General features: G+C 44.6%; 15 protein-coding genes. 13 read left to right on the forward strand and 2 right to left on the reverse strand.

Annotated features, from left to right (window positions below):
- Positions 1–555: 555 nt before the first annotated feature.
- From CEQ75_RS08360 to CEQ75_RS08390, 7 genes are read left to right on the forward strand one after another with little or no spacing between them, the layout of a single operon-like run.
- Positions 556–1,110 (forward strand): 4Fe-4S dicluster domain-containing protein, encoded by a 555-nt coding sequence (locus CEQ75_RS08360; RefSeq protein WP_198306668.1) that lies wholly within the window; start codon positions 556–558, stop codon positions 1,108–1,110.
- 2 nt (positions 1,111–1,112) lie between these two features.
- Positions 1,113–2,003, forward strand: coding sequence for a CoB--CoM heterodisulfide reductase iron-sulfur subunit B family protein (locus tag CEQ75_RS08365; RefSeq protein ID WP_089609929.1), 891 nt, complete (start codon positions 1,113–1,115; stop codon positions 2,001–2,003).
- Positions 2,000–3,979 (forward strand): CoB--CoM heterodisulfide reductase iron-sulfur subunit A family protein, encoded by a 1,980-nt coding sequence (locus CEQ75_RS08370; protein WP_089609930.1) that lies wholly within the window; start codon positions 2,000–2,002, stop codon positions 3,977–3,979. The genes CEQ75_RS08365 and CEQ75_RS08370 overlap by 4 nt, the downstream gene beginning before the upstream one ends.
- Entirely contained in the window at positions 3,970–4,398 is a 429-nt protein-coding gene (locus tag CEQ75_RS08375) for a hydrogenase iron-sulfur subunit (protein WP_157677380.1), read from the forward strand. Before CEQ75_RS08370 ends, CEQ75_RS08375 begins: the two co-directional genes overlap by 10 nt.
- Positions 4,395–5,252 carry a 4Fe-4S dicluster domain-containing protein gene (locus CEQ75_RS08380; RefSeq protein ID WP_089609931.1) on the forward strand — a complete coding sequence of 286 codons (858 nt, stop codon included), beginning with the start codon at positions 4,395–4,397 and terminating at the stop codon, positions 5,250–5,252. Before CEQ75_RS08375 ends, CEQ75_RS08380 begins: the two co-directional genes overlap by 4 nt.
- Positions 5,253–5,266: 14 nt before the next feature.
- Positions 5,267–6,268, forward strand: coding sequence for a 4Fe-4S dicluster domain-containing protein (locus CEQ75_RS08385; protein ID WP_198306669.1), 1,002 nt, complete (start codon positions 5,267–5,269; stop codon positions 6,266–6,268).
- The gene (locus CEQ75_RS08390) at positions 6,261–7,100 is read left to right on the forward strand and encodes an FAD/NAD(P)-binding protein (RefSeq protein WP_089609932.1); all 840 of its coding nucleotides are present in this window, start codon (positions 6,261–6,263) and stop codon (positions 7,098–7,100) included. Before CEQ75_RS08385 ends, CEQ75_RS08390 begins: the two co-directional genes overlap by 8 nt.
- A gap of 113 nt (positions 7,101–7,213) precedes the next feature.
- Here the strand turns inward: CEQ75_RS08390 and CEQ75_RS08395 are convergent, their stop codons facing one another.
- Together CEQ75_RS08395 and CEQ75_RS08400 are read right to left on the reverse strand one after the other, a co-directional pair.
- The gene (locus CEQ75_RS08395) at positions 7,214–7,975 is read right to left on the reverse strand and encodes a sulfite exporter TauE/SafE family protein (RefSeq protein WP_089609933.1); all 762 of its coding nucleotides are present in this window, start codon (positions 7,973–7,975) and stop codon (positions 7,214–7,216) included.
- 168 nt (positions 7,976–8,143) lie between these two features.
- On the reverse strand, positions 8,144–8,455 hold the full coding sequence (locus CEQ75_RS08400) for a DUF6951 family protein (protein WP_089609934.1): 312 nt from the start codon (positions 8,453–8,455) through the stop codon (positions 8,144–8,146).
- Between the two features lie 228 nt (positions 8,456–8,683).
- On the opposite strand from CEQ75_RS08400, the gene CEQ75_RS08405 reads away from it, so the two are divergent.
- From CEQ75_RS08405 to CEQ75_RS08430, 6 genes are all read left to right on the forward strand, one after another.
- Positions 8,684–9,487 (forward strand): histidinol-phosphatase HisJ family protein, encoded by an 804-nt coding sequence (locus tag CEQ75_RS08405; protein WP_157677381.1) that lies wholly within the window; start codon positions 8,684–8,686, stop codon positions 9,485–9,487.
- Positions 9,488–9,570: 83 nt separating this feature from the next.
- A complete protein-coding gene (locus CEQ75_RS08410; protein WP_089609936.1) occupies positions 9,571–9,930 on the forward strand; it encodes a YlbF/YmcA family competence regulator in 360 nt (119 codons plus the stop codon).
- Positions 9,931–9,982: 52 nt separating this feature from the next.
- Positions 9,983–10,408 carry a Fur family transcriptional regulator gene (locus CEQ75_RS08415; protein WP_242965417.1) on the forward strand — a complete coding sequence of 142 codons (426 nt, stop codon included), beginning with the start codon at positions 9,983–9,985 and terminating at the stop codon, positions 10,406–10,408.
- A complete protein-coding gene (locus CEQ75_RS08420; protein WP_089609937.1) occupies positions 10,405–11,316 on the forward strand; it encodes an AAA family ATPase in 912 nt (303 codons plus the stop codon). Before CEQ75_RS08415 ends, CEQ75_RS08420 begins: the two co-directional genes overlap by 4 nt.
- Position 11,317: 1 nt before the next feature.
- Positions 11,318–12,604, forward strand: a complete 1,287-nt coding sequence (locus tag CEQ75_RS08425; protein WP_089609938.1) for a vWA domain-containing protein — start codon at positions 11,318–11,320, stop codon at positions 12,602–12,604.
- A gap of 44 nt (positions 12,605–12,648) precedes the next feature.
- The gene (locus tag CEQ75_RS08430) at positions 12,649–12,852 is read left to right on the forward strand and encodes an FmdB family zinc ribbon protein (protein WP_089609939.1); all 204 of its coding nucleotides are present in this window, start codon (positions 12,649–12,651) and stop codon (positions 12,850–12,852) included.
- Positions 12,853–12,854: the final 2 nt, after the last annotated feature.

Raw genomic sequence — 12,854 nt, forward strand, 5'->3', positions numbered from 1 at the left:
ATTTATAAAAGTAGATGATATCAGTGTAACCAGATTTCCAATAAGTTTTCTAATAATTTGTATCATGTAATTCTTATGCGGATTTTACTAGACATTTTGTAAGTGATCGAAACTTTTTGTTTATGTTACAATAAGCATATTTGGATATGATTCGATTATTTTGGTTCTGTATGATCACGGGATGAAAAGATTGTTCTTCATGATCAGATATTGATAACGGCAACTAAAGACCTTGCAGGGATTGTAAAAACCATGATAGAATATCTTGATAGAAAAACAGAGAAAATGATTAAAAATCTCTTTTAAAGATAACTTTTATGATGTATTATTGTATTATTAATAAGTATGCTATTTTTAGAATATATTTAGGAAGGGATAGGTTCTCATTACTTTTTGTGATTCAGTTCACAGGTCTCATGGATGAAAAGCCTAAGTTGCACTTTTACTTCTAGATCTTAAGCAACTTATAAAGTTTTAAAATGAAAGGGATCTACAGGTTCAGGTTGGAAATGCACGATAACTTTATTCAGGAAAGAGGGGTAATGTATGGAGGGAATGGAACTATCTAGAGCCGCAGCCAGCAATCGTGATGCCATTAAAGAAATTGAACAAAAGTCCGGTGTGCAAATCACTGATTGTTATCAATGCGGTAAATGCTCTGCCGGGTGTCCGGTGGCGTTTGCCATGGATAAGACGCCGCGGCAAATTATTCGTCTTCTTCAGTTGGGTATGCTGGATGAAGCACTGAAGACGCATACAATTTGGCTTTGCGCAACTTGTCAAACATGCAGTACCAGATGTCCCCGGGATGTTGATTTGGCTTCGCTATTGGAGGTTTTACGCCAAACAGCACAGAAAAAAGGTTTCGTAGCTGAGAAAAATATGGATAAGTTCCATGATATTTTTCTTAGTAATGTTAAAAGCTTTGGCAAATCCCAGGAGGTATTTTTAAGTGGTTTTTATAATTTAAGGTCTGGGAAGTTGTTCCAAGATGTCGATTCCGCACCCCGTCTCTTTCTGACAGGCAAGGCTCATCTCAAACCTTCACTTGTGAAAGATAAAAAAACTGTGCAAAGAATCTTCGAAAAATGTCTTGAAGGGAGGGAATAGGATTGAAATATGCTTATTATCCCGGTTGTTCTTTAGATTCCACCGGGATTGAATATAATTTGTCCACCAAATTGGTCGCAAAAAATCTGGAGATGGAGTTATGGGAAATTCCCGATTGGAATTGCTGCGGTGCTTCCTCTGCCCATTTGGCGGATCATCTCTTTTCCCTGGCTTTGCCGGCACGAAACTTAGCCATTGCCGAAAAAGAAGGTCTGGATACGGTGGCTATTCCTTGTGCAGCCTGTTTCTTGCGTAGTAAAGCCGCTTCGGAAGCGGTGAAATCCTCCCCGGAAATGCAGCAAAAAATATCAGATGTCATTGAAATGGATTTTCAAGGGAAAAGTGAAGTTTTGTCGATGCTGGATATCATGGGTAAAAAAATCGGGCTGGAAAAGATTAAAAACCAGGTGACGAAGCCTTTAACCAATATGAAAGTGGCTTGTTATTACGGGTGCCTGTTGGTGCGTCCGCCCAAGATTGCCCAAAGTGATGATGCGGAAATGCCCATGGTGATGGATAATATCATGGAAGCCATCGGGGCGGAACCGGTGCCTTGGTCTTTTAAAACCGAATGCTGCGGTGCCAGTCATGTGGTGACCAAGCCTGAGATCGGCAAAGAAATGATCTATGAGATTATTAAGAATGCCCAAAACAGCGGGGCGGAAGCCATTGCCACGGCCTGCCCTCTGTGTATGCTGAATTTAGATATGAGACAAAAACAGATCAATGCCAGAAAAGGCACTAACTTTAATATCCCCATCTACTATTTTACTGAATTAATGGCCATGTCCTTTGGCTATCAGCCGAAAGATGTAGGCATGGAGAAGCACTTTGTTCCGGCAGAAGGATTAATTCAGGAGGTCTTTGGGCGCTCTAGGAGGGAAGAAGCATGAGACGTGTAGGCGTATTTGTTTGTCATTGCGGTACCAATATTTCTGCCATGGTGGATGTGGCCAAAGTGGCGGAGGTTGCCAAATCCATGCCTAATGTTGTACTTGCCATGGATTATAAGTATATGTGTTCCGAGCCCGGTCAGGGAGTGATTCGGGATGCGATTAAAGAGCATAATTTAAATCGGGTTGTGGTAGCGGCCTGCTCACCCAGAATGCATGAGGCTACCTTCCGGAACGCCATCGCCGGTGCGGGTTTGAATCCGTACCTGCTGGAGATTGCCAACCTACGGGAACAATGTGCCTGGGTGCATACGGATAAGGAAAAAGCCACGGAAAAAGCAATTGATTTAGTTAAAATGGCAGTAGCTAAGGTTTCCAGTAATGAGGAATTGTTTACCTCGACGATTCCCATCACCAAGCGGGCTCTGGTTATCGGCGGAGGGATTGCCGGCATGCAGGCGGCTTTGGACATTGCCGATGCCGGTCATCAGGTTACTTTGGTGGAAAGAGAGGCAACCATCGGGGGAAAAATGGCGATGCTGGACAAAACCTTCCCCACCCTGGACTGCTCTGCCTGAATTAGCACACCAAAGATGGTTGCTGCGGCGCAGCACCCTAATATTGAATTGCTCGCTTATTCTGAAATCGAAGATGTGGCCGGTTATATCGGCAATTTTGATGTCACCATCAGGAAGAAAGCGAAATATGTAGATTATGATAAATGTACCGGCTGTGGGCTCTGTGAAACCAAATGCCCCTCGAAAGTGGACAGTGAATATGACTTGGGGTTGGGCAAACGACCCAGTATTTATAAGCCTTTTGCCCAGGCCGTACCCAGTAAACCGGTGATCGATCCGGTGAACTGCCGCAAGCTCGTTAACGGCAAGTGCGGTGTTTGTGCGAAGATTTGTCCCACCGGGGCCATTAATTATGAAGATAAAGATGAATTGATCACCGAAAGATTCGGGGCTATTGTCATGGCCACCGGTTTTGACCTCTTTGAATGGGAAAAATCCTATGGGGAGTATGGTTATGGTCAGTATCCAGATGTGATTTCCGGACTGCATTTTGAAAGAATGTCCAATGCCGCCGGGCCTACCGGCGGGAAGATCATCCGTCCTTCCGACGGCAAGGAACCGAAGACGGTTGTCTTCATTAAATGTGTCGGTTCCCGTGACAATGTGAAAGGTAAAGAATATTGTTCCCGGGCCTGCTGTATGTATACCGCGAAGCATGCCCATCAGGTGATAGATAAGATCCCTGATTCTCAGGCTTATGTTTTCTATATGGATGTGAGAACACCGGGTAAAGCCTATGATGAGTTCTATAACAAAACGTTGGATGACGGTGCCGTGTATCTTAGGGGCCGGGTATCAAAGATTTATCCTGAAGGGGATAAACTGATCTGTAAGGGTGAAGACACTTTAATCGGTGAAAATGTTACCGTAGCGGCCGATCTGGTGGTCTTGGCTACCGCAATGGTACCTTCCCAGGGTTATGAAGAGATTTCCGGAAAGATCGGTTTTTCCACGGATCAAGACGGCTGGTTCCAGGAAGCTCATCCCAAGCTGCGTCCTGTAGAGACCCATACCGGGGGCGTCTTCTTAGCCGGTGCGTGTCAGGGACCGAAGGATATTCCTGATACCGTTGCCCAGGCCAGTGCTGCCGCGGTCAAAGTCTGCGGCCTTTTGAGCAAGGATGAGATGGAAGCTGATCCCATGATCAGCCGAGTGAATACAGATAAATGTTCCGGCTGCGGCATGTGTGTACCTTGCTGCCCATACAAGGCTATTGAACTGAAACCAATCCATGAAAGACATAATGGCAAGACGGTAGAAAGAAAAGTTGCCTCGGTTAATACCGGTTTATGCCAGGGTTGTGGTGCCTGCACTGCAGCTTGCCGACCGGGTGCCATTGATTTAGATGGATTTACCAATGCTCAGATTCTTCGGGAGGTGGATGCGCTGTGTCTGTAGAAAACAACTGGGAGCCCAAAATACTAGCTTTCTGCTGTAATTGGTGTGCATACGCAGGAGCGGATTTGGCCGGCTTAAACCGGATGAAATATCCGGATAATGTGAGGGTTCTTAGGGTTCCATGCTCCGGCCGGGTAAATCCTCAATTTGTTTTACGAGCTTTCCAGAAAGGTGTTGACGGCGTTTTGGTGGCCGGCTGACACCCGGGCGACTGTCACTATGTTAGTGGCAATTACTTTACCCGCCGCCGTTTCCTCTTGATGCAGAGATTTTTGGAGTACAACGGGATAGACCCCAATCGTTTCCAAGCCCGCTGGATTTCCGGCTCCGAAGCGGAGAAATTCAAACAGACGATGACAAATATTGCCGATGATATTAAGGCTCTTGGGCCGAACAGGAAGTTGAGGGAAGCCGAATGAGTGATATACAAGCAAAAATGCAGGAGACCGCAAAAGACCTCCTGGAAAAAGGGGAAATCAAATATGTGATCGGCTGGGAAAAAGGCAGATTCCCCAACCAATCTCCTCCGGCCTTTATCACCTCACCTGAAGATGCCAACCGTTTGGCATGGGATGACTACTGCCTGGCAGGAACGTCGAAATACCTGTTGGATGATAAATTTCCTGAAGGTAAAATCGGGGTATTTGTCCGGGGATGTGATTCCCGGGGTGTCAACAGACTGATTCAGGATAATCAGGTAAAAAGGGAAAATGTGTATCTGATCGGCATTCCCTGTGCCGGGAAAAAGGATCCTGATACCGGTGAAATGGCTAAGAAATGCCGGGAATGCACCCATCCCAATCCGGTGGTATTCGATGTTCTGCTGGGGGAAAAGGTGCCGGAAACAGATAAACCGGAACGTTTTAATGATGTGATCGCATTGGAGCAAAAATCTCCCGATGAAAAATATGAATATTGGGCCAAGCAGTTTGATAAATGTATCCGCTGCTATGCCTGCCGCAATGTCTGTCCCGCCTGCAATTGCCGGGAGTGTTTCGTGGACCAGTATCAGGTTGGTTGGCAGGGCAAACAGAACAACCGGGCGGAAAATCAGGTATTTGGTTTAACCCGGGCCTATCACATTGCGGACCGATGTGTTGAATGCGGCGAGTGTGAGCGGGTTTGTCCCATGGGATTACCTTTAATGGAATTGAATCGCAAGCTGATTAAAGACTTGAATGAACTGTTCGGTCCTTATGAGTCAGGGGTGGACCTGGAAGTTAAGCCCCCTTTAGGCTTTTATAAAAATGACGATCCGGATGAATATATGTAAGGAGGTGGTAAGCAGTGAAAACTTTAGCAAAGAATAAGTTAAACGAAGCTATAGAAATTTTGACCAAAGATGCCAATGTCTTAGTACCGATGAAGGTGGACGGCGTCAGTAAGTTTGCCCCTTGGGGCAGCCCGGGAACATTGGATTTTGAAGCTGTGAATACTCTGCTGCCGCCGAAGGATGTGTTATTCCCCAATACGGAAAAGATGTATTCATACAAGATCGCCAATCAGGAAGTAACTGATCTGACGGTGCATAATGAAGCAGAAAATCAAGTTATCTTTGGCCTCCGGCCTTGTGACATGCAAAGCATTAAATGCATGGACGATGTTTTTTTGACCAAATCCTTTGTCGATGATTTTTATCGGGAAAAACGGGAGAAAATGGTTACGGTTTGCATTGGCTGTGCCAAAACTGCCCCTACCTGTTTCTGTGATTCCATGGGGGGCGAACCGGGAAAACATGATTCTGCTGATGTCCAAATGTACGATTTGGGGGATTCCTATGGTATCGAAGCCCAGTCGGACGCAGGCACGTCTCTGGTGGCCAAATGGCAAAGCCTGCTGGGAGAAGGGGAGGTGCAAATTCCTCAAACATCATGCACCTTAAAGGTTGACATGACCGATGTACCCCAGAAATTGTCCAAGATGTTTGAAAGCCCCATGTGGCAGGATATCAGCCGGAAATGTATCGGCTGCGGCACATGTACCTATGTCTGCCCTACCTGTTACTGCTTTGATATTGATGTGAAAAACGCGGGTAACGAAGGTTATCGTTTTCGATGCTGGGATTCCTGCATGTTTTCTGAATACACCCGGATGGCCGGGGGGCACAACCCCCGTCCCAGCAAAGGTGAACGCATCCGCAACAGATTTTTGCACAAATTAGAATTCTTCAATGAAAGATACGGCAAAAATCTTTGCGTGGGCTGTGGCCGCTGTGTGGCCAAATGTCCTGTTAATGTGGACATTACCTTGTTTATCGATAAGTTGAAGGAGGTGCCTGCCGGTGAGTAATTGCAGCTGTGAAAATAGCAATCCTTTGGTGCCTACCCTGGGAACAGTTTTTAAAATTGTCCAGGAAACCCCGGATGTAAAAACCTTCCATGTAAGTACCAAGGATGGGAAAAAACCTTTCGACCTTATGCCGGGTCAGCTGGGGATGTTTTCATTATTGGATATTGGGGAAGGTATGTTTTCCGTCACAGCTCAAGGGGAAAATCATATTGAGTTTGCCATTAAAAAATGCGGCATGCTGACCGATGCCCTCCATGATATCATGGAAGGGCAGACAGTGGGTGTCAGAGGACCTTATGGTAATGGTTTCCCCATTGACATGTGCAAAGGAAAGGATATGCTTTATATCGGCGGGGGGATCGGACTTGCACCAGTGCGCTCCCTGATCAGATATAGTTTTGAGCATCGGGATGATTTTGGAAAAATTGATATTGTTTATGGCTCCAGATCCCCGGCGGATTTATGCTTCAAAGAAGACCTTTTTGAAAACTGGCCTAAGGAAAAGAATACCCAGGTTCATATCACAGTGGACAAAGGGGATGATGACTGGAAAGGGAATGTGGGTTTTGTTCCGGCCTTTCTGGAGCAGGTCAATCCCGATCCCAAGGGCAAGATCGTGGTACTTTGCGGGCCGCCCATTATGATTAAGTTCTGTCTCCAATCCTTAGCCAAGATGGGCTATACGGATGATCAGGTAATTACCACTTTGGAAATGAGAATGAAATGCGGCATTGGTAAATGCGGCCGGTGTAATATTGGCAGCAAGTATGTCTGCCTGGACGGTCCGGTATTTACCATGGCGGAGTTAAATAATTTGCCTAACGAATTCTAAAATGTTTAAGTGAATTTTGAACCTCGGTGGTGCAATAACTACCGGGGTTTAATTATTGATGGTTACCCTGTTTATAAGGCGAGGAAGAGCAGAAGGATAGGCGGAACAGATCATTATAGTATTACGGCAAACAACATGGGCAGGCTCGAGATAAATGTGATGACGCCGACAACGCCGATAAAAACATAAACTATTTTTTTCATTGTCTGCCCATCAATACGATTTACAACCTTGTTGCCCAGATAAAAACCAATCAGCAAAGCGAATACACCAGCGACAATTAATGGAATCATGGAAGGGGTGATCTGTTGTTTTATGATCCGCATGATCACACTATAGGTGGCGCTAATCATAAAGTAGGCTTGAAGAGTACTCAGGTACTCTTCTTTTGTCTTAGTAATGGCAAGAAGATAGATAGCTATGAAAGGACCTCCGATGCCGAAGAAGGCATCTACGATTGCATTAAGCGCGGTACAGATCAGGGCAGTAGGCACATTTGCGTGCAGGGTGAATCTGTCTGATAAAAAAATATAAAAAACCGCGATACCTAAAAAAGTAATGCCTAAAGCGGGCTTCAAAAAATCAGCTTGGACACGGAGGGCAAATGTTAGAGCGACAAAGAAAATAGGAAAATAGAAGATCAACGGCAGCAACAACAATTTTAGGTTAACGGATTTACGATAATTATATAAAATCGAGAGGGCGATAACAAATAATAGGCAATGGGCAAAAGCTGCAGATTGTCCTATGGAAAAAACGAGGGGCAAAAACATCATAATCACGATACTAAAACCAAAGCCGGTAAGACTGTGTAAAAAAGCGGCCAAAAATGTAGGGATCATCACCCAAAGCAGATTTATGATTGATAGCTCCATATAGCAAAAACTCTCCTAAACTTTGATTAACATCGGATTAACATCGAATAAATGATGTCTAAAAAAGCTATGTCACTTAATGCTTGGTTTTCAAGAAATACCCCGCCAGGATCTCCTGCCGGGGTTTATTAATACCTTCATAATTTAAAGTGTTTCGTGATGCCTGGTTTATTTTTTGATGGTGATGGAGGCATCTTTTGGTAATGCCATACCGGCTGTGACTTCTAATGCTTTTAAAGTACCGGAGGGCACCGGACATGAAACATGAGGAAGATGTTTCACCGCCGCATTCAGGACTTTAGATTCACCCTTTTTAAACAATTCGTCCATCACATTCACTGTTTCAATATCGGCTGCCATTTTGGGGATATTGGGGCACTTGGTGATAAATTTCAATTTAAATTGATAGTCACCTAGATCTTCTACGGACACTGTTGTTTCAAAACCGCAAATACCGGCAGAAATGCATGCTTCAGCCATAATAAAAATACCTCCCTCTTATAATTAACACATTTAATACATTGAAAAAATCGGATACCCACTGGGGGTATGATGTAATAACAAAATTATACTCCCTCTTTATAAAAAAGGCAAGATGAAAATTTTCCTGGTAAGAATTCAATTTTTGCGTCTTTTTAAAGAAAATTTTGATATAATGTTAGCAAGCTTTTATGATCATGTTTTTATGCAAAGATTGGAGATGTTGATTTGCTGGTTGATTATCATATACATTCTTTAGCTCATGGGGAAAGAACCCAAACAGCAGACAATTTGGAATCCTTCATTCTTCAGGGAATCAGGAAGGGGATCAAAGAAATTGGATTTTGTGACCACGACTGGGTAGAAAAAAAACCGGACTTTGCTTTATTTGAAGCCATGCAAAAAAAGTATCCGGGGATTGAAACTCGGGTTGGTATCGAAATAGACCACATCTTGGGACGAGAAGAAGAAATCGCTTCATTGCTGAGGGACCAGCCTTTTGATTATGTCTTAGGCGGAGTGCATCATTTAGGCGAGAATAATTGGATGTTTGACCATCCAGACTATAAAATGGGTTATCAGGACAAAGATATTGATGAGCTATATCGGCAATATTTTCAAACTGTGGAGCAGGCTGCCTTATCCGGTTTTTATCAGGTGATGCCCCACCTGGATTTGATCAAGGTTTTTGGCTATCGCCCCCAAAAATCGGTGTTAACCCTGATGGGCGGATTATTGGAAATTATCAGGGAAAAATCCTTGGCTATCGAATTGAATACCAATGGTTTATACAAACCTGTGGGAGAAATCTATCCGTCATGTGAGATTTTACAAGCAAGCTGCAAAATGGATATCCCTGTAATCTTTGGTTCCGATGCCCATCAGTGCGACCAGGTAGGCAGGAAGATTGAAGAAGCGGCGGCCCTTGCCTATCGGGTTGGGTATCGTCAGTTTGCTACCTTTCATAAAAAAGAGCTGATACTCAGAGACTTAGACCAATTAGCGATCACCTCGGTGAAAAGGGTCATTTAGTTTGATAAAGCCGGTAAGAGAAGATGATAACAGAAGAATTTGTAAATTTTTTATTGATCGATTAGAATTAAGGGGGTGGGCGCATGAGTGTGAACGACCAGGCGATGGAATTAGCCAGAACACTTCAGGAAAGCAAAGAATACAGACAGTACCTGGCGGCGAAGGAAAAGCTTCAAGAAGATGAAGGAAATGCCACTTTGTTTCAGGAGTTTCGCCGCATCCAGCTGGAACTGCAAATCGCAGAAATCTCAGGGGAAGATACGGAGGGTACTTTGGAACAATTGGAACATATTTATCAAAAAATAAGTCTAAATCCTATTGTGAATGAATTCCTGACGGCTGAATACCGGTTAGCTCGATTGATGACGGATGTCCAAAAGATTATCGGGGAAGCATTGGAATTCTGGCATGAACCGGATTATTCCAAAAAGTATTTAAATTAATTTAAAGGCAGGTACCGTTTTAATAAATCATAAATAAGGATCGTGGTACATCGTGAAGCCATTAAAAAGGATGACCAAACAAAGAAAGATCATATTGGATGTGCTGCAGAGCACCACCTGCCATCCTACCGCAGATTGGATCTATGAACAAGCCAGAAAAGAACTTCCTGATATCAGCTTGGGTACCATCTATCGCAATTTGCAGCATTTGGTGCAGGAGGAAGAGATTCAGGAGTTGAATTATGGGAGTACCTTTCGCAGATTTGATGGCAATACGGGGCTGCATTATCATTTTGTGTGCCGCAGCTGCGGACAGGTTATGGATGTAGATATGCCGGTCCTCAGGGATCTGAATGGGGAGGCGGCACAGGTAGTTGGGGGATTGGTTGAAGATCATCGTCTGGAGTTTTATGGCATCTGCAGATCATGCCTTGATAAAAACCAGGGGATAGAGGAAAAAAAGGAGTGCTTGACATGAATTTTTCAGTAAATGAACTGGAGGAGAAGTTTCGACAGGAAAATTATATTTCTGATCAGGATATCCTGGTGCCGGTCTATCTGGCCTTGAAACTGGAAAAACCTCTTTTGATTACCGGTGCGCCGGGTGTAGGTAAAACGGAGATTGCCAAGGTACTCAGCCGCATCCTGGATACAGAGTTAATCCGTCTGCAATGCTATGAAGGGCTGGATGAAAATAAGGCTCTGTACGAGTGGAACTATCAAAAACAACTGCTGCATATTCAGGCCAATAAGGACAGCAGTAGTATTGAAACGGAGATTTTCTCCAAGGAATATCTTTTGGAGCGTCCTTTACTGAAGGCGATTTCCCAGCCAAAGAAGGTAGTTTTGTTGATTGATGAAATCGATAAAACCGATGCTGAGTTTGAAGCCTTTTTATTTGAAGTTTTATCTGATTTCCAGGTTTCGGTGCCGGAAATCGGAACCATCCTGGCCAAGGAGATTCCCGTTGTGATCTTGACCAGCAACGGAGAACGGGATTTATCGGACGGGTTAAAACGACGTTGTATCTTTCTCCATATTGATTTTCCTTCCCCGGAAAAGGAAACGGAAATTATTAAAGCAAAAGTACCGCAACTGGGCACGGAGCTGACCTGGCAGCTGGCAAGGGGCGTCGCCTATCTGCGCACCCAACTGGCACTGAAAAAGAAACCTTCCATTTCGGAAACCCTGGATTGGGCCCAGGCTCTTTTAACCTTAAACGCCCAAAGGATGACGGAACATCTGGTGGATCAGACTATTAGCCTGCTTCTCAAGGATAAGGATGACCTGGATTTATTCCGGGAAAAAGGCGGAGCCAAGGCCATGCTGAAACAAACAGCTTCTGCGGAAAGCAGTGCCTCCGGCCATACCCACGGGAAGGTGTAGTGTGGAAAACTTTTTAGAAAATAATATTATCCGCTTTGTGCAAATCCTGCGTAGTTTGGGCATCCCGGCAGGGACCTCAGAAGCTATGGATGCCTTGACCGCCGTGCAGCATATTGATTTGACGGACCAAAAACAGTTTCATGCGGCGCTGAAGGCTACCTTGGTCAAGGATGCCGTCCATGATCCTTTATTCAACTCTGCCTTTACCAAATATTTTGTGGAGTCCCCTTTCCGGGATCTTCAGCTAGATGCCAAAAAAGAGTATGTACAGGGTATGGAGGATGCAAAAAAAGAGCTGGAATTTCAGGAACAGCCTTTAGATCTGGATCAGCAATACCTGGATTTATATGGTCAGCTGCCAGAGGAATCTCGTCAGCAGTTCAAGGAATTTCTCAAAAAAACTTCGGAGGGGAAGAATGTTTCCCCTAAGTTTAAACCCATTGTCGAGAATGTGATCAAAGGTGCCCTGGAGTATCATCGCACCCATAGCAATCTGCCGCAGCTGATTCCTGTGGAACTGACCGGAGAGGAAGAAATTGATGCTGTGCTGCACGAGATTTCCCATGATCAGGAAATGGTGGATTTGTACTTTCAAAACATGGCATCTATTCAAGAGGAAGACTATCAGGAAGCGACCCATTTAATTCGCAAGCTGGCCCGGCGTTTGGCTTCCAGAATCAGCCGCCGTTATAAGCAAAGCTCAAAAATCAAGCGTATTGATGTACGTCGTTCCATCCGGGCCGGAATCAAATACGGGGGTACGCTTTTGGATCTGAAGTATCGGCAGAAGAAGGTGCAGAAACCCGAGATTCTGCTTTTGTGTGATGTTTCCGGTTCGATGATTAAGTATTCCCAGTTTACCCTCCAGTTCATGAGCGGACTGGCGGAGGTTTTACCCCGCATGCAGGCCTTTGCTTTTGCCGAATCACTGGAAAAAATCGATTTAATGAATTTTTCCATGGAAGGATTGGCTCAAAGTGACCGCTGGGGCGAGGGTACGAATCTTAATATTTCTTTGCAGCAGCTGCTGAAAAATCATCACGGACTGCTTAAACCCCAAACCGTTTTCATCGTCCTAAGCGATACGAAAACAATGGAACCGGATGCGGCGCTCCGGCAGCTGCAATTCGTCAAAAGGAAGATTAAAGAGGTCATCTGGCTCAATCCCTTACCCGGCAATCAATGGTCCAAATATTCTACGGTGAAGCTTTTTCAACAACAGGCGGCCATGTGGGAGTGCAGTTCATTGGCCCATTTATCAAATGCTTTACGCTATCAACTGGGATGACCAGGAGTTATTTTTCAATTTAAATTTTAGAGAGGAAATTTATTATGCCAAAGTATAGTTTTCAATGTAAAAAATGTGGAGAGAATTTTTCTGTCAATGTTCCCTGGGAAGAAAAAGAAAAGGCAGTTTGTCCCCAATGCGGGAGTCTGGATAAAAGCTCTGATTATAGCTCGGTAGGTCTGATGACAGGGGCAGCTTGTCCTACGAGAAAGGCCGGAGGGGTGTGCCCGTCCAGCGGGTCGCCCTGAGG

Source organism: Dehalobacterium formicoaceticum, assembly GCF_002224645.1.
Lineage (GTDB): Bacteria > Bacillota > Dehalobacteriia > Dehalobacteriales > Dehalobacteriaceae > Dehalobacterium > Dehalobacterium formicoaceticum.